Source organism: Martinezella rhizogenes (assembly GCF_000799715.1).
Classification (GTDB): domain Bacteria; phylum Pseudomonadota; class Alphaproteobacteria; order Rhizobiales; family Rhizobiaceae; genus Rhizobium; species Rhizobium rhizogenes_C.
Genome location: NZ_JUHG01000017.1, coordinates 378,858 through 399,242 on the forward strand (window position 1 = coordinate 378,858; position 20,385 = coordinate 399,242).

At 60.5% G+C, this 20,385-nt stretch carries 17 protein-coding genes; 4 read left to right on the top strand and 13 right to left on the bottom strand.

The features are described 5' to 3' along the window. Positions 1-9: 9 nt before the first annotated feature. From EX00_RS26105 to EX00_RS26150, 10 genes are all read right to left on the bottom strand, one after another. On the bottom strand, positions 10-1,350 hold the full coding sequence (locus EX00_RS26105; RefSeq protein ID WP_047464426.1) for an MmgE/PrpD family protein: 1,341 nt from the start codon (positions 1,348-1,350) through the stop codon (positions 10-12). Positions 1,351-1,362: 12 nt separating this feature from the next. Next, complete coding sequence (locus EX00_RS26110) at positions 1,363-2,151, bottom strand: amino acid ABC transporter ATP-binding protein (protein ID WP_047464429.1); 789 nt, start codon at positions 2,149-2,151, stop codon at positions 1,363-1,365. A gap of 10 nt (positions 2,152-2,161) precedes the next feature. Next, positions 2,162-2,935: an amino acid ABC transporter permease gene (locus EX00_RS26115; protein ID WP_047464433.1), complete on the bottom strand. Its 774-nt coding sequence runs from the start codon at positions 2,933-2,935 to the stop codon at positions 2,162-2,164. Continuing rightward, a complete protein-coding gene (locus EX00_RS26120) occupies positions 2,932-3,681 on the bottom strand; it encodes an amino acid ABC transporter permease (RefSeq protein WP_047464436.1) in 750 nt (249 codons plus the stop codon). Before EX00_RS26120 ends, EX00_RS26115 begins: the two co-directional genes overlap by 4 nt. 30 nt (positions 3,682-3,711) lie before the next feature. Beyond that, positions 3,712-4,554 (bottom strand): transporter substrate-binding domain-containing protein, encoded by an 843-nt coding sequence (locus EX00_RS26125; RefSeq protein WP_047464438.1) that lies wholly within the window; start codon positions 4,552-4,554, stop codon positions 3,712-3,714. Between the two features lie 130 nt (positions 4,555-4,684). Further along, positions 4,685-5,578: a MurR/RpiR family transcriptional regulator gene (locus EX00_RS26130; protein ID WP_047464441.1), complete on the bottom strand. Its 894-nt coding sequence runs from the start codon at positions 5,576-5,578 to the stop codon at positions 4,685-4,687. An 84-nt stretch (positions 5,579-5,662) separates the two neighbouring features. Continuing rightward, a complete protein-coding gene (locus EX00_RS26135) occupies positions 5,663-6,631 on the bottom strand; it encodes an ABC transporter substrate-binding protein (RefSeq protein WP_047464443.1) in 969 nt (322 codons plus the stop codon). A gap of 8 nt (positions 6,632-6,639) precedes the next feature. Next, positions 6,640-7,692, bottom strand: coding sequence for a FecCD family ABC transporter permease (locus EX00_RS26140; RefSeq protein ID WP_047464446.1), 1,053 nt, complete (start codon positions 7,690-7,692; stop codon positions 6,640-6,642). Further along, positions 7,689-8,723 (bottom strand): FecCD family ABC transporter permease, encoded by a 1,035-nt coding sequence (locus tag EX00_RS26145; protein ID WP_047464449.1) that lies wholly within the window; start codon positions 8,721-8,723, stop codon positions 7,689-7,691. Before EX00_RS26145 ends, EX00_RS26140 begins: the two co-directional genes overlap by 4 nt. Continuing rightward, positions 8,720-9,565 (bottom strand): ABC transporter ATP-binding protein, encoded by an 846-nt coding sequence (locus tag EX00_RS26150; RefSeq protein WP_047464451.1) that lies wholly within the window; start codon positions 9,563-9,565, stop codon positions 8,720-8,722. Before EX00_RS26150 ends, EX00_RS26145 begins: the two co-directional genes overlap by 4 nt. Positions 9,566-9,943: 378 nt before the next feature. Here EX00_RS26150 and EX00_RS26155 point away from each other — a divergent pair, with 378 nt between their 5' ends. After that, the gene (locus tag EX00_RS26155; RefSeq protein WP_047464454.1) at positions 9,944-12,151 is read left to right on the top strand and encodes a TonB-dependent siderophore receptor; all 2,208 of its coding nucleotides are present in this window, start codon (positions 9,944-9,946) and stop codon (positions 12,149-12,151) included. A gap of 59 nt (positions 12,152-12,210) precedes the next feature. Here EX00_RS26155 and EX00_RS26160 read toward each other — a convergent pair whose 3' ends face one another. After that, positions 12,211-14,214 (bottom strand): putative bifunctional diguanylate cyclase/phosphodiesterase, encoded by a 2,004-nt coding sequence (locus EX00_RS26160; RefSeq protein WP_047464456.1) that lies wholly within the window; start codon positions 14,212-14,214, stop codon positions 12,211-12,213. Between the two features lie 336 nt (positions 14,215-14,550). On the opposite strand from EX00_RS26160, the gene EX00_RS26165 reads away from it, so the two are divergent. Next, positions 14,551-15,594, top strand: a complete 1,044-nt coding sequence (locus tag EX00_RS26165) for a class I SAM-dependent methyltransferase (protein WP_047464459.1) — start codon at positions 14,551-14,553, stop codon at positions 15,592-15,594. 75 nt (positions 15,595-15,669) lie between these two features. On the opposite strand, the gene EX00_RS26170 is transcribed toward EX00_RS26165, so the two are convergent. Next, positions 15,670-17,082, bottom strand: coding sequence for an ATP-binding protein (locus EX00_RS26170; protein ID WP_047464461.1), 1,413 nt, complete (start codon positions 17,080-17,082; stop codon positions 15,670-15,672). Next, positions 17,079-17,801: a response regulator gene (locus EX00_RS26175; RefSeq protein ID WP_047464465.1), complete on the bottom strand. Its 723-nt coding sequence runs from the start codon at positions 17,799-17,801 to the stop codon at positions 17,079-17,081. Before EX00_RS26175 ends, EX00_RS26170 begins: the two co-directional genes overlap by 4 nt. Positions 17,802-18,204: 403 nt before the next feature. On the opposite strand from EX00_RS26175, the gene EX00_RS26180 reads away from it, so the two are divergent. Both EX00_RS26180 and EX00_RS26185 read left to right on the top strand, forming a co-directional pair. Further along, positions 18,205-19,407 carry an efflux RND transporter periplasmic adaptor subunit gene (locus EX00_RS26180; RefSeq protein ID WP_047464546.1) on the top strand — a complete coding sequence of 401 codons (1,203 nt, stop codon included), beginning with the start codon at positions 18,205-18,207 and terminating at the stop codon, positions 19,405-19,407. A 9-nt stretch (positions 19,408-19,416) separates the two neighbouring features. Then, positions 19,417-20,385 (top strand): efflux RND transporter permease subunit (locus tag EX00_RS26185; protein ID WP_047464468.1); only part of this gene is annotated, 969 nt, incomplete at its 3' end.

The following is a 20,385-nucleotide window of genomic DNA, read 5'->3' on the forward strand; positions in this document are numbered from 1 at the left end:
CGGAAAAGATCAGGTGAGCCGTCGGGCGAGCATGTCGAGGAGCCGATAGAGATCATCCTCGCTCAGCATCGTCCTTGCAAGCTCTGGAACGGCTGAGACAGCCGAATGGTTGCCAGTCGCGCCACGGAATTTGTCGGTGGGATCGGTGACCCCCGGCAGTCCCTTGAACTCGCGGATCAGTCGTTCGCCATTGGTGAGGGTTACATCGACGATCACGAAACGCGTCTTTGGATCGCTGGACAGGCGGGGAGCGGTCTGGTCATGCCGGCGGTGGACCCGGCGGGCAACCGCCATCAGGTCCTCGCGCACCGGCGTTTCGCCGAAATGATCGATCCGGAGCGCTCCATCGATGAGCGCGGTCGCAAAGACATATTCGGCGCTGAAGCGGGCATCGATCCCGGTGGTTGGGTTCGTCACCACCAACGCGGCATCACCGCCCGGCGGGAAGGTGATGGTCGCCGACCCGATCGCGTCCGCGCGCAAGCCTTCCTGATGCAGTTGAATGCCGATTACACCGACGGGATGGCTTGCCGTGCAGCACGGAAAGGCCTTGAGCGTCAGGCCGGGCGAGACGATCTGCCAAGGGGAGCCCCAATTCTCCACCGTGGCCTGCGGGCGCTCTTCGCCAAAGGCGAAGGCGGAGAAGAAGCCGATGGGATTGTCGAGGAAATCCCTGGCGCCGCCGAAACCGGCCTTGGCGAGCCTGGCCGACAACAGGCCGGAGCGTGCGGCCATGCCAGCGTGATAAGGCTTTGCGTCATAACCGAACTGCAGACGTAATCCGCTCGAGTGGGTGGCGGCGAGCCCTAGCGCCACGGCGGTCTCCTCGACCGAATAGCCAAGCACGTGGGCGACAGCCGCCGCAGCACCGATCGTGCCGAGCGTCGCGGTCGCATGGAAGCCGTTCTCGTAATGCTTGGTGCCGAGCGAGAGCCCGAGGCGCGCCATGGCTTCGAGCCCGACCACATAGCCCGCAATCAATTGCTCGGCGGAAAGCCGAGTTTCCGAAGCAAGCGCCAGAAGGGCCGGCACGATCACCGTCGTTGGATGGCCGCGTACGCTGGAATGCACGTCGTCGTAGTCGAGCACATGTCCAGCGTGGGCATTGATCAGCGCGGCCGTCAGGACATCCGTCCGGCGCTCTTGCCCGATAATCACAGCATTGCCGTTGCCGGGCGACATCTGGTCGAGCAGGATCAGCGTCGTGCGATCGAGCGCGCCGCCAAAGGCGCAGGCGAGCCAGTCGATGATTGCTGTGCGGGCAGCCTCAACGGCGGCTTTGTCCTTTAGAGACTCGGACGAGACGATGGCCTCGGCAAAGGCGGTGGTGAGCGGAAAGACCTTGTCCATAATCGATCCCTTTCAGATGCCTTCGCCGTCTTCCAGAGCGCCACGCGCGCCCGCCAGTCCGTTGACGAAACGGCGGATGCGCGGATTTGCCGACTTCTGGAAAATGTCCTCGGGCGATCCCTTGTCAACGATGAGGCCGTTTTCGGTGAAGACGACGACGTCGCTGATTTCCTCGGCAAACCGCATTTCGTGCGTGACGAGGATGCTGGTCATGCCCTCCTTGACGAGGTCACGGATAACGGCAAGCACTTCGCCGACGGTTTCCGGATCAAGCGCGGAGGTTACCTCGTCAAACAGGACGAGATCCGGCCTCATGGCAAGTGCGCGGGCAATCGCCACGCGCTGCTGCTGACCGCCGGAAAGCTGCCCCGGATACATCTGCGCCTTCTCGGACAGACGCACGCGCGCCAGAAGATCCTTCGCGTGGCGTTCGGCCTCAGACCGATCGACGCCGAGGATGCGGATCGGGGCGAGGGTGATGTTGTCGATGACTGTCAGATGTGGAAACAGATTATACTGCTGGAAAACGATACCGATCTTCTGCCGCAGCTTGATCCGGTCCGCTTCGCTGGTCATCTGGTCGACGCGCGCGCCATTGACGGTGATGCGGCCGGATTGCGGCGTCACCAGCGCGTTGATGCAGCGCAGGATCGTCGACTTGCCGGACCCGGATGGGCCGATGATCGAGACGGTCTCGCCCCGCGCAACCTGGAGGTCGATCCCCTTCAGTACCTCGGTGGGTCCGAAGGACAGGTGCACGTCCGCCAGTTCGACGATCGGATTGGTCGCGGCTTGGCTCATGCCCAGCTCCTCATACTTTCAGGCGGCGCTCAAGGCGGCGCGTCAGGCTGGAAATAGGATAGCAAAGAACGAAGAACGCCGTCATCACCACGATATAGGCAAGCACGGTGAAATCCAGACGGCGAACGGCGGTGCTTGCATCCGTGGCGGCGTGCAGAAGCTCATGCACGCCGACGAGCGAGGCGAGCGCGGTTCCCATGGTGATGGAGGCGAAGAGGTTCATCCAGGGCGGCAACGAACGGCGGGCGCATTGCGGCAGGATGATCCAGCGCAGCGCCTGCAGCCTGGAAAAACCAAGCCCCTTGGCCGCTTCCCATTGCGTGGTGGCGATCGATTGAATAGCCCCGCGCGTGATCTCGGCGACATAGGCGCTGGCCGGGATGGCAAGCCCGATCACCGCCTTCAGCCAGTCGGGGAAGGGCAGGTAGTGGCCGGCCACCACGATCTCGAAGGGGAAGATGTAGGTCGTGGCGAAGATCAGCACGAGATGCGGCGCATTGCGGAACACCTGGACATAGGAGACGACCGGATAGCGGACGATCTTCAAGGGCGCGAGTTCCAGGATGCCGAGGATCACGCCCACCAACGTGCCGCCCGTCATGGCGAGCAGGCTGATCAGGATATTCATGAGAAAGCCGCTGCCGAGATAGGGCAGCCACTCGATAAGCGTCGACAGCAGTGACAGATCGGCAAGCAGCCAGATGACGGCAATAGCGATCAGCGCGCCGAACAACCAGGGTAGCCGGCTGTGCGCCGACGCGGAGAGGATCTTGATGTTGGTCATAATCCCACCCCGAATCCCGGCACGGCCAGGCGCTTTTCGACCCAATGACCGATACGGGCGACCGCCAGGTTGATGGCGCTGAAGAACAGCAGGATGACGATCATCAGCTCGACGACGTTATCGCGCTGCGTCCAGACCATAATTGAGGCGTAGGTGATCTCGCTCACCGCGATAGCATTGCCGACAGTCGTGAGCTTCACCAGATTGATCAGATTGTTGACCAGCGCCGGCAGAGACGCACGGATCGCCAACGGCGCTTCCACGAACCGCAGGATCTCCAGCCTGCTGAAGCCGATGGCGCGGGCCGCCTCTACCGTCTGCTCAGGGACTGCCTCGATGCCGCCGCGAATGGCATCGGCGTGCAGAGCGGCCACATGCAGGCCGACGACAGCGACGACCCAGAAGAAAGGCGAGAGCGGATTGTTCTGCGCGCCGCCAAGGAGATTGGAGACGAGTGTGTTGAGCACCAGGAAGCTGAACATCAGCTGCACCAGCGTCGGCGTGTTGCGGGTGATTTCGATAAACGCTCTTACAGGCACGGATACCAGTTTGCGGCTGGATGTCAGCATGGCCGCAAAGAGGAGACCAAAAGCGAGGCTGAGCGGAATTAGAAGCACAATGAGATAAAGCGTGGTGATAAAACCACCACGCCAGATCTGTGCCTCATAACCGCTGGCGAGGAACTCGTAGTTGAGCCCGATCTTGCCCGTCCAGTCTATGAAGGCCTGAAGAAGGGAATTCCCCATAAGCAGCCTTGCTTCAAGCGACCTAAAGCGTCACTTGCCTTCGCTCTCGAGCTTCTTGTGCTCTTCCTCGAGATAGGAGGTATTGAGCAGCCGGTTGGCCTTCGCGTATTCGAGCAGCTTGCCGTTGGCATGCAGCTCACGGATGACCTTGTCGAGCGCATTGCTCGTATCGGTCTCGCCCTTGCGCAGCCAGATTACCGAATCGGACGGAATGAGCTCGGTCGGGAAGAGGATGGTGTAGTCCTTCCATTCCTCCGGGCGATCCTTGAGGAGAAGGCCGACCGTTGCGCCGACATGCACGGCGGCGACGCAATTGCCGCCCTGCAGTGCCAGCAGCGATTCCGGCTGGCTGGGGAGGGCCTTCACTTCGGCGCCATACTGCTCGATGAGCGGCTGTGTGTAGTTCGAACCCTGGGAAACGCAGACCGCCTTGCCCTTCAGGTCGCTCCAGTCCTTGAGGCCACTGTCCTTGCGGCCAACGGCAGCGCCGCCGCTGCGGTCATAGGGGGTGGGAACGTAGTCGAGAATCTTGGCGCGCTCTTCGGTGTACTGCATGTTGGCGATCAGGATATCCACCTTGCCCTGCTGCAGGAACTGCACCCGGTTCGGCGGCGTCACCGTCACCGTCTCCAGCTTGACGCCGAGCTTGTCGGCCAGCGCCTTGGCGATATCGATATTATAACCCTTCTGCTCCTGGCCAGCCGGATCGATGTAGCCGAATGGCGCGCCGGACAGGATGACGCCGACCGTCAGCGAGCCGCGTCCCTTGATGCGGTCAAGTGTGGCGTCGGCATGGGCGATCGAGCTGAAAAGCGCGCCGATGGAAAGAGCGGCAGCAAAAAGCGTCGTCGAAGTTCGCTTGGCAAAGTTCATGGGTTCTAAACTCCTTCGTTGGCGCGGAAACTAGAGAGGCCGGCCAAGGCGGGCAAGGAATTGCATGCTATTTCTCTCGAATTCTTGGAATGAATTACCCGCTTATTTTCAGATTGATAAGACCGTTTCCTCAACGTTTGCTAGGGCGGATGGAGCTACGCAGGGTAATCAGGCGGTCGAGGGATTGCAGCGTCGTTTCCTGAGCGGCGGTTGCGAGCGCGAGCATCATCGATTCAAGGCAGACGAGGGTCGGGCCGTGGAGCGCGACATGCTCGACCTTGGCGCGGGGAATGATGATCGATGCATCAGCATGCTTTCGCAGCACCGTGTCTTCCTGTCCGAGCAGCATGACGATCGGGATGCCGAGGCGCTGCGCCTCGGTGATGGTCGTCATGCCTTCGCGGTGCGCCCGGCCATAGGCCATCATGATCAGCGCATCGCCTTCTTCCATGGTCAGAAGCTGTTCGGCGAGCGCGATCCCAGTGAGGTTCAATGCATAGGAAGGATAGCCGTTGCGGGAAAAGAGACGGGCGGCATAGGTCGCGAGCACCCCGGAGGCGCCGATGCCGAAAATGCCGATGCGCTTCGCCCCAAGAATGACCGCGATGGCATCCGCCATACCTTGACGATTAGATGGTGCGGAAAGGGCTTCCATGGCATTGCGGTGATCGTTGATGACGAAATCGATGGCGGAATCGACGTTGCTGTTCAGCTCTCGCGTTGTCGTCGCCATCTTTTCGGAAGGTGAATCCGTTTCGCCGATATGGGCCTCCAGCGTGTCCTTGAGGTCGAGCAGCCCTTCGAAGCCCAGCGCCTGGATCGCGCGAATGACCGTCGCGTCGGAGGTGCCGGTCTCGTTGGCGATTTCGAGCGCGGATTTGCCGAGGATGGCGTGGCGATGCTGGTCGATAAAATCGGCGACGCTGAGCAGGCTCGGCGACAGGGAGGCGCGGCGGTTCTTCAGTCGTTCGCCGAAGCGGTCGATCCGGCGCGTCTTCTTCTGGATTCTGGGGGCGGCGTCCATGGCCGGTAAGATACCTTCCTTAGATAATCATATTAAGGAAGGCACATTGTCTTATTCTTACCGATTTTGAAAGTCTTGGGCGCATCACTGTTGCGGCTGCTTTAAGCCGGGACGCCCCGCAACATGCGATTGGACCATCGAAACCATCAGGTTGAGCGCCGCATAGGAATTGGAGATCGCCTCCTCGCGCGGCAGCAGGATGTAGCGCCCCTCGCGGCAGGCTGCGAGGAACTGGCAATAGTCTGGGAGTACCTTGTTCATTGCGGCGATCTCCTCGGCGGGCGTGCCGCCGGTATCCGACCGGTAGGTATCGAAAATGAAATCGGCATCGAGTGCCTGCAGCCGCTCGGCGCTGACCTCGATCCGCCCGCCTTCCGGGATCTTTTCGATGATATCGGGAAACCGGAAACCGGCATCGCGCAGCACGCGTCCGAGGGCGCGGTAAGTATGATAGATGCTGATCTTGCCGTTCTGCGCCTGCAATACCGAGACGGTGATCTTGGACGGATCCACCACCTGTTTCAACTCCTCGATCTGCGCGCGGTAACGCCGGTCGAGAATGGCGAGCCGATCCTGCGTGCCGGTGAGATCGGCGAGGCGCTCGTAGATATGCGGCGCGCTGCCGACGGTGTTGTCGATGACGATGGTCGGCGCGATCTTCTCCAGCTGCTCGACCGGCGTCGTGCGACCGGGTTCGGTGATGATGAGATCGGGTTTCGCCGCGACCACGGCTTCGAGATCGACGGTGACGGCGCCGATATAGCGCATGCCCGAATTGTCGAAATCGATGCCGGTCAGGATCGGGCCGGAGCGCAGATAGGCCTTGCCATCGGTGCCGGTGCGGCCGTGGCTCGCGACCGGGCGTATGCCAAGCTCTATCAGCGGGATGGTGATGTCGAGGTCATGCATGGAGACGATCCGCAGCGGATGCACGGGCACCTCGACCTTGCGGCCGAAATCATCGGTGAAAACGCGCTTCTCGCTATCCTGCGCAAGCAGCGGACCAGCGGTGACGGCGAGCACGAGAAGTGCGGCGGCAAAACGTCTAGACATTACAATCCTCAAAGAAGGTTGCGGCTCTTCCAGAGCAGAAGCAGAAGGACGGGAACGCCGACGATCGCAAGCACGATGCCGGCGGGAAGCTGGAGCGGCGCGAAGGCAAGTCGGCCGATGCTGTCGGCGATCAGCACCAGGGATGCGCCGAACAGCGCGCTGCCGGCGAGAATCGCCGTCTCGCCGCTGCCACGGATCGCCAGTCGCGCCATATGCGGTGCGATGAGGCCGACGAAGCCGAGGCTGCCGACGCAGGACACGCAGGCTGCGGTCAAAAGAACAGGTGCGACGAAGCGCAGGATCGAAAGCCGCCGCAGCGATACGCCAAGCCCGATCGCCAAGGGATCGCCGAGCACGGCGGCGTCAGCTGCTGTTGCGGTCAGGAAAAGGATCGAAGCGCCAAGACCGGCGCAGACAAGCGCGATCGGCACCACATCCCAGGAGACGGCGTTGAGACTGCCGGCTAGCCAGACCATGGCCGTCTGCACGTCGCGAATATCCGAGGTCGTCAGGATCACGGAAAGGGCTGCCGACATCAGCCAGGAAAATCCGATGCCGATCAGCACGAAGCGCATGCGTGTCAGGTCACGCGCGAGCGAGGCGACAAGAAGCGCGCTGAAAAACCCGCCAGCCATGCCGACGAGGGGCCTGAGATAAAGCCCGGCCGACGGCACGAACAGGATCAGCGTGATCACGGAAAGGCTGGCGCCTTCCTTGACCCCAAGCAGACCCGGATCGGCGAGGCCGTTGCGTGTTAGGGATTGCAGGGCGGCCCCCGAAAGCCCGAGCATCGCGCCGCAAAGCACCGCCATGATGATGCGCGGCAGCCGGAAATCGCGAATGATCTGATGGCCTTCGCCGGTCGCGTGGGCCGGATCGAAGAGCACCGTCAGGAGCTCGCGGAAGCCTGCCTCGTGGCTGCCGAGAGGAGCTGTGACCAAGGCCGTCGCAACGACGAAGAGGCAAAGCAAGACAAGCACGATGCAACTGCGCATATGGATACGGCGCGACAGCGGCCCCAGCGTGATGAGATGATAGCCGTTCTGCCGTGCGACGCTCATCGGAAGTACCTTGAGGCGGCGAGAATGAAGAGCGGCGCGCCGATGATGGCGGTCATGATGCCGGTTGCAAGCTCGTGGGGGCTCATCAGCACGCGCGCGGCGATATCGGCGGCCAGCAGCAGGGCCGCTCCGCCGAGTGCTGCAAGCGGCAGGGCAAACCGGAGATCGCCGCCGGAAAGCTGTCGGGCGGCGTTGGGAACCATAAGGCCGATGAAGCCGATCGGGCCGGCGACGGAGACCGAAGCGCCGCAGAGAAGCGCCGTGGCAGCAAGCCCGATCAGTCGGGTGCTCCTGACCGGCACGCCGAGCCCGGTTGCCGCGGCATCGCCAAGCGCCAATGCGTTGAGCCGCGGCGCGATGATGAAGGCCAGCAGCATTCCCATGAGGATGGGCGCAAGCGCCGCTCCGATCAGATCATAACCGATCCCGGCGAGATCGCCGGCAAGCCAGAGCCGCATTTCCTGCAATGTCTCTTCATCGAGGATGAGGATTGCCGAGGTGAGGGAGGAGGCAAGCGCCGAAAGCGCGATGCCGCAAAAGGTGACCTTCAGCATGGTCATTCCGGCGCGTCCGGCGGAGGCGAGCGCAATGACGGCAGCAAAGAGCAGGCCCGCGCCGAGTGCCGCCACCAGCGGGCGGGCGAGGCCATCGGCCAGAAACGGCAGGCTGCTCGTTAGCACAACGGCAAGGCTTGCTCCCGCATTGAGGCCGAGAATATGCGGCTCTCCGAGCGGATTGCGCAGCAGCGATTGCAAGAGCAGGCCGGCGACGCCGAGTGCCGCGCCGACGAGAAGGGCGGCGGCAAGCCGGGCGAGCCTCAGCTTCACCAGGATCTGATGTTCGAAATTGTGGCTGTCGAAGGCGAAGACGGCCTTGAGCAGCGTGGCCGGTGCCACCGGCCGCGCGCCTATGCCGGCATGGATCGAGGCCAGCACGAGAATAACCGCCGCCAGCGTCATGAGGGCGAGAAGGCTGCGCATCGGGCGCGCGCGCCGTGGCATGGAATTGGCTGAAACCGGGATCGCGCTCATCGTTCCCTCTTGGCCGCCTTGGTCGAGGGAAGGAAAAGGGGCAGGCCGGTTTCCGGATGCGCGAGACGGACCACCTCGGTGTTGAAGACATCGCGAATGAGGACGGCGCTGCATTCGCCGGGGTGTTCGGCAACGCCGGCAATCGCGCCGTCCTTCAGGAAGATCAGGCGGTCGGCATATTGAAGCGCGAAATTGAGATCGTGCAGCACGGCGACGATGGTGCGCCCGTGTTCGCGGGTAAGGTGCCGCAGCAGGTCGAGAACTTCCACCTGGTAATGCAGGTCGAGGAAGGTGGTCGGTTCGTCGAGCAGGATGACGGGTGTTTCCTGCGCGAGCGCCATGGCGATCCAGCAGCGCTGACGCTGGCCGCCGGAAAGGCTATCGACCTGCCGGCCGGCGAATTCTAGCGTGTCAGTCACCGTCAGCGCATGCCGGACGGCCTCCTCATCGGCTTCCGTCCATTGCCGAAGGAAACCTTGATGTGGGTAGCGCCCGCGCGCGACGAGATCATAGACGGTCAAGCCTTCCGGCAGCAGCGGGCTTTGCGGCAGAAGACCGAGCTTGCGTGCCACCTCGCGCGTCGGGATGGCGTGCAACGCCTTGCCGTCGAGGTTGACCGTTCCGCCCATCGGCGTCAGGAGCCGTGCCATGACCGACAGCAGCGTCGACTTGCCGGAGCCGTTCGGCCCCACCAGCATGGTCATGGTGGCTTCCGGAATGGACAGCGAAATGCCGTCCAGGATCAGCCGCTTGCCGTAGCCCGCGGAGACGCCTTCGACGGATAGCACGGTCGCAGCCGTCCTGCCCTGTCGTTCCGAAATCTCTTCCTGTCCTTGTGGCATGCACTCTTTCGCGTGGGTTTCCGTCCGAGGGAAAGTATTCTTGAATGTAGTAGTCAAATTTTTTGCGTTGTAAATTCCGGGGATTCCTCGTGTCAACTGGGGGATGGTGGATGGGGAGCCATTCAGGCGCATATGCCTGAAGAGGATAAGGCGCCCTTATCTTACTGAAAAAATAGGTGTTTCCGGAAAGTCTCCTTGAGCAAATGGATGTATTTCTTTATCCGCGCCTGATCGTGTTGCGGTCAGTTGGAAAGAAATCGCCGAATTAAAAGTTGACTACTACATTCAAGAAAAGAATAAGCCGCCAAACTCACGATCACGCGGGTATTCACATCAGGCGTTGGAATTAGACGATATCCGCAAGGATACGGGGGCAGAATGAAGCAGGGGCAGACGGCGGTTACGGGCGCAAAGATCCATCATGTGCGAACGGCCATTTTGATATTAAGCGCCTGCGCGGCCTATCCAGCGATGGCGCAGGATGCCGTGGTGCAGCCGAAAAAATCGGAAACCGTGGCGGCCCAGAAAAATGACAGGGCCGAGGGTGACACGGTTCTGAAGCCGATTACCGTCAAGAGCGGCGGCCAAGACGGCGCGACCAAGGGGTATCAGCCGGTGTCGACCGTCACCGCGACGCGCGCCGACACACCGCTGATCGATATCCCGCAGGCCGTCAATGTCGTCAGCCAGGACGTGTTGAAGGATCAGAAGGCGCAGTCGTTGGACGATGCGCTGTCCAATATCAGCGGCATCAGTCAATCGAACACGCTCGGCGGTACGCAGGATTCCGTTATCCGCCGCGGTTTCGGCGACAATCGCGACGGCTCCATCCTGACCAACGGCCTGAAGACGGCGCTGCCGAGAAGCTTCAATGCCACCACCGATCGGGTTGAAGTGCTGAAGGGGCCGTCCTCGACGCTGTATGGCATTCTCGATCCCGGCGGCATGATCAACGTCGTCACCAAGAAGCCGCAGCAGACATTCAGCGGCGAGATCTACGGCACCGCTTCCAGCTTCGGCGGAGGCTCGACCGGCCTCGACTTCACCGGCCCGATTGAGGGCACGGATTTCGCCTACCGCCTGATCGGCGAATACAAGAATGTCGATTACTGGCGCAATTTCGGCAAGACGAAGGACTGGGTCATTTCGCCGTCGCTCTCCTGGTATGGCGAGGACACCGAGGTCACTGTCTCCTATACGCATGAGGACTACAGCGTTCCCTTCGATCGCGGCACGATCTTCGATCTCAATACCGGCCATGCCGTCAATGTCGATCCGAAAATCCGCTTCGATGAGCCTTACAATATCTCCAAGGGCAGCTCCGACATGGCGACCATCAACGTCAAGCACGAGTTGAATGAAAACTGGAAGCTAAGCCTCGATTACGGCTACAGCTATAACGAATATTCCGACAATCAGGCCCGCGCCATGGCCTATAATGCGGCGACGGGCAACGTCACCCGACGGGCCGACGCGACGCAGGACTCGACAATCTACAATCACGCCGTCCGCGCCGATCTCAGCGGCGACGTCGACATCGGTGGCCTGCGCAACGAATTGCTGTTCGGCACTTCCTACGACTACGCCGATACGCTGCGCACCGATCTCATCCGCTGCGGGCAATCGGTGAATTTCAACATCTACAATCCGGTCTATGGAAAAATGCCGGCTTGCACGACCGTCTCGAAGGCCGATAGCGACCAGACTGAGCAAATCTCCACCGCCTCGGCCTATATCCAGGATTCGCTCCATCTCGACGACCAATGGATCCTCGTCGGCGGCCTTCGCTATCAGTACTACGATCTGATGGCCGGCAAGGGGCGCCCCTTCGTCACCAATACCGACAGCCATGGCGGCAAATGGGTGCCGCGCGGCGGCGTGGTCTACAAGCTGACGCCGGATATCTCCTTCTACGGCAATATCGCCAAGACCTTCCGCCCGCAGTCTTCGATCGCCAGCTATTACGGCAATCTGCCGCCGGAGGAGGGCATCTCCTATGAAATCGGCAGCAAATTCGAGATCGCCGAGGGGCTGACGGCCAATGTCGCGCTCTATACCAGCGACAAGAAGAATGTTGCCTATTCGGAAGTGATCGACGGCGAAACCTACGTCAAGACTGCCGGTCTCGTTCGTGCCCGGGGCGTCGAGGTCGATATCGCCGGTGAAATTACCGACGAACTTAGCATGATCGCCAGCTACGGCTTTACGGATGCCAAGGTCCTTGAGGATCCGACCTACGCCGGCAAACAGCTGGTCAACGTCCCGCGTCACACCGGCTCGTTGTTCTTCGTCTATGATTTCGGCGAGCTCGGCGGCAACGGCAACACGCTGAAGGTCGGCGCGGGCCTTCGTGGCGCCGGCAAGCGGGCGGGCATGAACACCAATGCTTATTTCCTGCCCGGTTATATCGTGGCGGACGCTTTCGCCGCCTATACCTTCCAGATGGAACGGCCGCTGACGCTGCAGCTCAATCTGAAGAACATCTTCAACAAGACCTACTACACCTCGTCGATCGGAACGACCAATCTCGGCAACCAGATCGGCGAACCCTTCAGCGCGGTTCTCTCCGCAAGCGTCAAGTTCTGATTGCTAGCTGAAAGCATGGATGATGGGCGTGTACCCGCTTAAGGAAACCGGGTGCACCCTCATGCCGATGACGATGATGGCGCGGCCGACGACGGGCGAACCTCTTCTTCGGCGTCATTGCGAAAAGTCTGGGCCAAGGCCGGGCGTCCGACGTGATAGCCTTGTGCGTAATCAATGCGCAGCTCTCGCAACAAGGCGAGTTGTTTTTCGGTTTCCACTCCCTCGACCAGGATCTTGGGGCCACGGTTGCGGATGAGGCCGACAATATCTTGAAGCATGGCCCTGCCCCGCACAGTGGCGCTGCCATGGAGGAAGGAGCGGTCGATCTTTACCGTGTCGAAGTCGATGAGGCGCAGCCATGACAGGCCGGCGAAGCCCGTGCCGAAATCGTCGAGCCAGATCCTGATTCCCAGCGTTTTCAGATCGTTGATGCATCTCAGTATGTCGGAATGCATCTCCATTTCGAGACCCTCGGTGATCTCGAAAGCCAGCCTGCTGCCGGAAACCCCGGTCTCGTACAGGATCGCCGCCACACTCGCGGCGAAGCCTGGCATCTTGAGCTGGATCGGAGAAACATTGATGCTTGCGATCTGGACATGATTGTCCGCGAGAAGATCGCGGCAGGCCGTGCGTATCACCCAGCGGCCGAGTTCGAGGATCATGCCGGTACGCTCGGCAATCGGGATGAAGAGGCTCGGAGGGATGATGCTGCCGTCAAGCGTCCTCAGGCGCATGAGCGCTTCAACCACGTCCCGCCGCCTGGACGCGACATCCTCGATGGGCTGGTAGACCAGCGACACCAGATTCTGATGGATTGCGATCTTTAGCAGCGCCGCGATATTTTCGCTTTCATCGCTGCTATTGGGATCGTTCGGGTCGAACAGGCGGGTGCAGTTGCGGCCGCTCGCCTTGGCGCCATAAAGAGCCCGGTCGGCCTCGTGGATGATCTTTTCGAGTTTTGCGCCGCTCTGTTCCCTGGTGAAGGCAGCTCCGACGCTCACGGTCACGACCGACGTGCCATCGCGCCGCTCCTCGTGGAGAAGGCGCAACTGTTCGACGGTGCCGCGGATTCGTTCGGCAAGATAGGCGACCCGTTCCTTCTCGCTGAACTGGGCGAGCACGATGAATTCCTCGCCGCCGTATCGTCCGATCGAGCCACCAAGCGGCGCCACGGCCTCCTTGATCGCCGACGCGATATGAATGAGGCAGCGATCGCCCTCCTGGTGACCATAAAAGTCGTTGTATTTCTTGAAAAAGTCAACATCGACAAGGACCGCCGCGAAGCCACGATTATTGGCCTGCCATTCTTTCCAGTAGGTCCTCAGCCTGTGATCGACAGCCCGGCGATTTTCGAGTCCCGTCAGATAGTCGGTATTCGACATCCGAAGCAGAGCCTCGCCCCGTTCAGTGGCCTCTCTCTGCTGGATCTGTGCTTCCAACGCATTCAGGAAGACATTGTATCGCTCGTGGTTCAACTTCCAGTTCACATAGGATGTGAAGACGAAACACGAGACATAGAATGTGCTGAAGGCCAGGGCATAGATATCCGTCGGCCAGAATGCAGTCAGGGACAGGAGGAACGTCGCCAGGACAGCGCCAGACGCAACCACCGATAGCAAAAATCTGAAGCTGAAGAACAGATTGGCGCCCATCATGAAGATGGCACCGAATATCATGTAATAGGACAGGCTATCCGTGTGGACGGTCCGGATCGCTGGAAATATCCAAACGGCATATCCCAAGACCAGCGCCAGGGCGCTGGTACGGTCGAGCCATGTGATGCCGACTTTCAGGTGTCTCTGGCTTTCGAATATGGCAAGGGCGATCACGCCGACCGCCAAACGGGCCGTGATCGTATAGGTCGCGACATCGGGGATCAGCAAAAGGTCTGTCGTCGAGAATAATATATAAACGATGACCGCGATCCACAGGCCGCTGCGCGCCGCGCGCGTGCGGGCCATCTCGTCATTTCGTCGATAGAGGTCTTGAAGCTCAGCAGGCGACGGCCTCTGCAGTCTCCTATCGAGATCGACTTCTGCCGAATTGGCAAACATGCGCTTCATGCACTGTTCCATTCGCTCGTACTACGCTTCGCAGAGAAATTTTTGGTGCATCTTATCTGCGGATTCCATTGACGCATTCATGCGGCCGCTGATCCGTCCCTGGATTGAGAAGATGCGTTAGACCGGCCATTTTCCCACCTAATAGGCGGTCGTTTTTTATATCCCGTTAAAATCAAGTCGAAAATGCGCGGCGTTAAGCATGTTAAAGAAATCCTATGGTTAATCAAAAGTTTCACATTATGATAGAAATCATTGGAACACCGACCTGTTGAAGAAGTGCTGGTTTCCATAAACGGTAACTTATAATTTACTCATATTTAACAGAGGATAACTCGCATGAACCAACGGAAGATGGATTTCGATGGCCATAGCCTGATTACCCCGGCGGCAATCGCGAACGAACTGGAGCTACCCAAGGGCGACCGTTTCGAAGAGCAATTGATCGTTGGCAAGGGGCAAATCGCCCTGTTGCTCGAACTCGCCCGTCAGCAATTCGAGAAAGACCATAATCCGACCGAAATTATCGATCGGGTGACGCTTTCGCTTCATGAAACCCGCCATTCGCTGCACCCGCGCGTTTGGCAGGAGTTGGTGCCGATCATCCAGAACCACCCGGTTTCCGCAATCTTTCAGGAAGATCCGCTGACCAAGTGGTCCGTCGATAAACCGAGAGGCTATTCGGGCGACGCCACGCTGCTCGACTTCATATATCGGCATGAGAGCATTCTGGACGACGTTGCGAAGGCCACCGAACGTGGTCGGGCGCTTTTCGAGTATACCAGCACTGCTCCGTCCTCGATGGCCAACTGGGATCGCCGGGACATCCTGGCGCGTCATGTGGATGAAGTGGCAGCGGCGAGGGGTCCGGAAACGGAAGTCCTGAGCGTCGCCGCCGGACATCTGCGCGAGGCGGCTCATTCCGTGGCTCTACGCGAAAAGGCGCTCAAGCGCTGGGTTGCCCTCGACCAGGATCCGATCAGCATCGGCACGATCGCCCGCGATTTCCAGGGGACCGCGGTCGAATCCATTAACGGTTCCGTCCGCGACCTGCTGACGGGGCGTTCGCGTCCGGGCCAGTTCGATCTCGTCTATGCCTCGGGCCTGTATGACTATCTGGTCGACAAGGTCGCCATCAAGCTGACGCAGCGTTGCCTGGAAATGCTGAAGCCGAATGGCGTCTTCCTGTTCGCCAACTATTCGTATCCCATTCTGGTCGACGGCTACATCGAAACCTTCATGAATTGGGCGCTCCTGCTCCGTTCGGAAGCCGACATGTGGAAGATCATCCATGCGAGCACGGATGGGCAGGACTACGAAGCGAGCGTGTTCTTCGGGAAGAACCGCAACATCGTCTACGGCGTGCTCAGGAAGCGCAGCTAAACGGACGATGCTGTCTTAGCGTTTCCAATAGCCGACCGGGGGAAGCTCCGGTCGGCTTTTTGCTGGGCGCGCCATTCATTTCGAGGGTAGCCGCAGTTCGGCCCTCAGGCCGTGGTCTTCGCGATTCAGCAGGAACAGGGTGCCGCCATGGGCCTTGACGATACTGCGAGCGATCGACAGTCCGAGACCAAGGCCGCCCGTTTCCGTGCTTCGTGAGGGTTCGAGGCGGACGAAAGCCTCAAATGCATCCTCGATCTCATCGTCCGGTATGCCGGGGCCATCGTCCTCGACCGATATGATCACTTCGCCATCGGCATCGTTAAGGCTAACGGAAGCGGTACCGCCATAGCGAATGGCGTTCTCTATGAGGTTTCTCAAGGCTCTTTTCAGGGCGACCGGCCGGCAGGGATAGGGAAGCGACGGCAAGGCGGTAAGATGCACGTCGCCTTTAGTCAGCCGCAACTCCTCCGCAACCTGCCGAATGAGGTCGGCAAGATCGACCAGGGTGGTGTCTTCCATGCTGACCTCGGCCCGCGTGAAGGCAAGCGTGGTTTCGCAGATGGTCGTCAATTCGTCGATCGTGGCGACGATGTCCTCCCGGACCTCGTCGTTGTCGATGAATTCGGCCTTCAGCCGCAGCGTCGTCAAGGGCGTTCGCAAGTCGTGGCTGATGCTGGCAAACAGGCGCAACCGATCGCGAATGAACTGGCTCAATCTCTGATACATCGTGTTGAATGCCTGGATCGTTGCCGCGACTTCCGACGGACCGCTGACTTTCAGGGGCGAGAATGTCTCCCCACGGCCAAACCGCTCGGATGCGCTTGCCAGCATGCGCAGGGATTTCGTCTGTGAGCGGACGGCGATTGTCACAGCGACGATTGCCGCCAGCGACGACAAAAAGAGAGAGAGGAAGGCAACCGGACTCCAGAAGGTCGGGAGGGCTATGCCATTGTATACGACAAGCCAACGCCCGTCCGGCAGGGGCACCTGCGTGATGACAGTAACGATCCGCGACGGATATGGGAAATCGTCACCCGCTTGCAGCTTCGGATCAGGCTGTTGCCCCGAATTCTCCGGTCCCTTTGCGAAATCAAGACATGGAGCCATGTCCTGCTCGATGGCAGTTCGAGGGGCGTCGGAATGCAGGCCCTGGAGTTGCCGGAGGAGGCGATCGGCAAGGTCCTTTTCAGTCGCGTTCATCTCACGGCTGACCGCAGGGGCCGTTTCGATCCCGGCGCACAATAGCCTCGACCGAAATGCCTCGATAATGCGACCCTGCTCGTTGACCGGGGATGTGGCCAGGAGCTTTGCCAGGGTAGCGGTCACATTCAAGGTCTGGCCATGGACGACCCGCTCGGCAATGCCGTCCTGCTGGCTGTTCAGGATGACGATCAAGGCGACCTGCGCGAGCGTGAGAGCCGCGACCAGCGAGATGATCAGCCGCGCGGCGAAGTTTCGTGGCCATATCCGCCAGCGCAGATGCTTCACGACACCTCCTCGACGGTTCCGGCGAAGGTGTATCCATCTCCCCATACGGTCTTGATGAGCGTCGGCTGCTGGGGATCGTCTTCGATGCGGCGGCGCAAGCGGCTGACGAGATTGTCGATGCTGCGGTCGAAAACCTGCGCGGACCGGCCGGCGGTAATATCGAGCAACTGGTTACGGGTGAGAACGACACCCGGCCGCGAAACGAGGGCGAGCAGCAGACGGAACTCGGCGGTTCCCAGTGCCGCCTCGCTGCCGGATGCATCGACAAGCGATCGCTGCGAGACGTCGAGCGTCCAATTTCCGAAGCGGTAGCGCTTGTGCTCCGGATCCGATGCCACGGATGCGGTGGCATTGGCGCGGCGAAGCAGCGCGCGGATGCGCGCCAGAAGTTCGCGCGGGTTGAAGGGCTTGGTGACGTAGTCGTCCGCGCCGAGCTCCAGGCCGATGATCCTGTCGGTCTCGTCGGACACCGCCGTCAACAGCACGATCGGCACCATACTCGTCTGGCGCAGCGACCTGCACAGGGATAGTCCGTCCTCCCCCGGCATCATGATGTCCAGAACGACCAGGTCGATCGTGGCGGTCCGCAATTGCTGGCGCATCTCCGCCCCGCCGTTCGCCGTGCTGACGCGCAGTCCGTTCTTGGCAAGATACTTGGCCAGGAGGTCGCGGATCTCCTTGTGGTCGTCGACGACGAGGACATGGGGTGTTCGTTGCATTGCTGGTTCCCTTGTTTCCAAAGGCTTCCGCCCGAGGAACGCTTGATACGCGTCTTTGAAGTTTTCGGGACGTTTCCCGCAACATCAAAATTGTAACCAAATGTCACGGCCGCCGGACCGTGACAGAATTGATTACCGAATTGCCCGCTGTTGGCAAACTTTGATGACATCTCTCGGCGATGGTCCGCCCAACTTGATCCGGCTTTCCGGATGCTGGCGTTGGAGCCGTGTCTGCGGACATCGCTCTGACTGTCACATCAAACCTGCCATCCGGCCCCTTGCATTGTTGAATTCGCGATTGGACAGACCTCTTATGAGTATCAAATTTCGCTTTAGCCACTTGCCGTATCTCCGGCCCGCCTGCGCTCCAGTCGTTCACAATAAAATCCCGATCTCGGCGCTGATGCTTCCAGCGCTGCTGTCGATGGGCATCGCGTTGCAGTCGTGCTCCGAGCAATCAAGCACACAAAATCCGATGGGCGCGGTCAAGGTGGAAGTCAGCGCCATGACGTTGCATCCGCAATCGGTGGCGATCACAGCGGAAGTCCCCGGTCGAACGGCGGCTTCCCTGATCGCGGAGGTTCGGCCACAGGTCGGCGGGATCATAAGGGCGCGCAATTTCAAGGAAGGTAGCGAAGTCGCCGCCGGCGATGTGCTCTACGAAATCGATCCGAGTTCCTACCAGGCCTCCTATGACAGCGCCGTTGCCTCCTTGCAGAAGGCGGAGGGTGCAGTGCCGAGCGCCCAGTCGAAAGTGGAGCGCTACAAGGGTTTGACGGCGCAGGATGCAGTCAGCAAGCAGGATCTGGACGACGCGCTGTCCACCCTGGCGCAGGCGAAGGCTGATGTGGCGTCCGCCAAGGCCGCCCTGGAGACGGCGCGTATCAACCTCGATTACACCAAGATCCGCGCCCCGATTTCCGGACGCATCGACGCTTCTTCGGTCACCGTGGGAGCGTTGGTCACCGCCGAGCAGACGACGGCGCTGGCAACCATCAACCAGCTCGATCCGATCAATGTCGATGTGACTCAATCGAGCACGAACCTCCTGGCTTTCCGCCGCGCGGTCGCCGAAGGTCGGTTGAAGACCAGCGGCGACAACGTCTCGGTCAACCTCAAGCTCGAGGACGGATCGCAATATTCCCAGCCCGGGACCTTCGCATTCCTCGAGGCATCCGTGTCTGAAACCGTTGGGACCGTTACCGCTCGCGCGGTCTTCCCCAATCCGGACCGCCTGCTGCTGCCCGGCATGTATGTGCGGGCAACGATCGCCGAGGGTGTCGCCCCGAACAGCTATCTCGTGCCGCAACGCGCCGTCTCGCGCAACACAAAGGGCGAGCCGACGGCCTTCTTCGTCAATGCCGATGGCAAGGTTCAGCAGCGTGTGCTCGTTGTCCAGCGCAGCATCGGCAATAGCTGGCTGGTCAACCAGGGCCTTCAGGATGGCGACCGGGTCGTCGTCGAGGGACTGCAAAGGGTGCGCGACGGCCAGGAAGTGAAGGTTGACGAAGTCACGGTCAATGATGCGACGGGGGAACTCTCGCAGGCATCCTCCAGTGCGTCCGGCCAGCTCAAAGAAGCCGCCAACGCCGCAATTGTGAAGTGAGGTGGTTTGATGTCTCGTTTTTTCATCGACCGGCCGATCTTTGCCTGGGTCATTGCCATCGTCATCATGCTGGCGGGCGCGCTGTCGATCCTGACGCTGTCGATCTCGCAATATCCGCAGATCGCCCCAACGACGGTCAGCATCACCGCCACCTATTCCGGCGCCGACGCCGCAACCGTCGAGAACTCGGTGACCAAGGTCATCGAGCAGGGCATGACCGGTATCGACAATCTCGACTACATGACGTCGACGTCAACCTCGACGGGCCAGGCTTCGATCTCGCTGACCTTCACCAACAAGGCCGATGCCGACATCGCGCAGATGCAGGTGCAGAACAAGCTGCAGCTCGTCACCGCGCAATTGCCGCAAACGGTGCAATCGACGGGTATCGTCGTTTCCAAGTCAACCTCGAACTTCCTGATGGTCGTCGGCTTCGTCTCGACGGACGGCAAGCTCAATTCCAATGACCTCGCCGACTACATCAACAGCACGCTGAATGACACGTTGAAACGTGTTTCCGGCGTTGGGGACACGCAGCTCTTCGGCTCGGGTTATGCCATGCGTATCTGGGTCGACCCGGACAAGCTCGCAAAATACCAACTGATGATAGGCGACGTTACCACGGCGATCGAGGCGCAGAATTCGCAGGTCTCGGCCGGTCAGCTCGGTGCCCTGCCGCAGCGCAAGGGCCAGCAGCTCAACGCGACGGTCACGGCCAAGAGCCGGCTGCAGACGCCGGAGCAGTTCAACAACATCATCCTGAAGAGCCTGCCCGATGGTTCGCTCGTGCGCCTCAACGATGTCGCGACCGCCGAACTCGGCGCCTCGTCCTACACCACCTCGAGCACCTATAACGGCCATCCTTCGGCCGGTCTCGCCGTCATGCTCGCCTCCGGCGCCAACGCCATCAATACCGCCGAGGCCGTGAGGTCGACCATCGAGAGCGTGAAGCAGACGCTGCCGCCGAACGTCGAAATC

Bases quoted from the DNA above. Each gene is read 5' to 3' on its own strand.
- EX00_RS26160 (WP_047464456.1), bottom strand. From the start codon at position 14,214: ATGAAGCGCATGTTTGCCAATTCGGCAGAAGTCGATCTCGATAGGAGA.
- EX00_RS26180 (WP_047464546.1), top strand. From the start codon at position 18,205: ATGCTTCCAGCGCTGCTGTCGATGGGCATCGCGTTGCAGTCGTGCTCC.
- EX00_RS26155 (WP_047464454.1), top strand. From the start codon at position 9,944: ATGAAGCAGGGGCAGACGGCGGTTACGGGCGCAAAGATCCATCATGTG.
- EX00_RS26115 (WP_047464433.1), bottom strand. From the start codon at position 2,935: ATGACCAACATCAAGATCCTCTCCGCGTCGGCGCACAGCCGGCTACCC.
- EX00_RS26110 (WP_047464429.1), bottom strand. From the start codon at position 2,151: ATGAGCCAAGCCGCGACCAATCCGATCGTCGAACTGGCGGACGTGCAC.
- EX00_RS26145 (WP_047464449.1), bottom strand. From the start codon at position 8,723: ATGAGCGCGATCCCGGTTTCAGCCAATTCCATGCCACGGCGCGCGCGC.
- EX00_RS26105 (WP_047464426.1), bottom strand. From the start codon at position 1,350: ATGGACAAGGTCTTTCCGCTCACCACCGCCTTTGCCGAGGCCATCGTC.
- EX00_RS26150 (WP_047464451.1), bottom strand. From the start codon at position 9,565: ATGCCACAAGGACAGGAAGAGATTTCGGAACGACAGGGCAGGACGGCT.
- EX00_RS26130 (WP_047464441.1), bottom strand. From the start codon at position 5,578: ATGGACGCCGCCCCCAGAATCCAGAAGAAGACGCGCCGGATCGACCGC.
- EX00_RS26125 (WP_047464438.1), bottom strand. From the start codon at position 4,554: ATGAACTTTGCCAAGCGAACTTCGACGACGCTTTTTGCTGCCGCTCTT.
- EX00_RS26140 (WP_047464446.1), bottom strand. From the start codon at position 7,692: ATGAGCGTCGCACGGCAGAACGGCTATCATCTCATCACGCTGGGGCCG.
- EX00_RS26175 (WP_047464465.1), bottom strand. From the start codon at position 17,801: ATGCAACGAACACCCCATGTCCTCGTCGTCGACGACCACAAGGAGATC.
- EX00_RS26135 (WP_047464443.1), bottom strand. From the start codon at position 6,631: ATGTCTAGACGTTTTGCCGCCGCACTTCTCGTGCTCGCCGTCACCGCT.
- EX00_RS26165 (WP_047464459.1), top strand. From the start codon at position 14,551: ATGAACCAACGGAAGATGGATTTCGATGGCCATAGCCTGATTACCCCG.
- EX00_RS26120 (WP_047464436.1), bottom strand. From the start codon at position 3,681: ATGGGGAATTCCCTTCTTCAGGCCTTCATAGACTGGACGGGCAAGATC.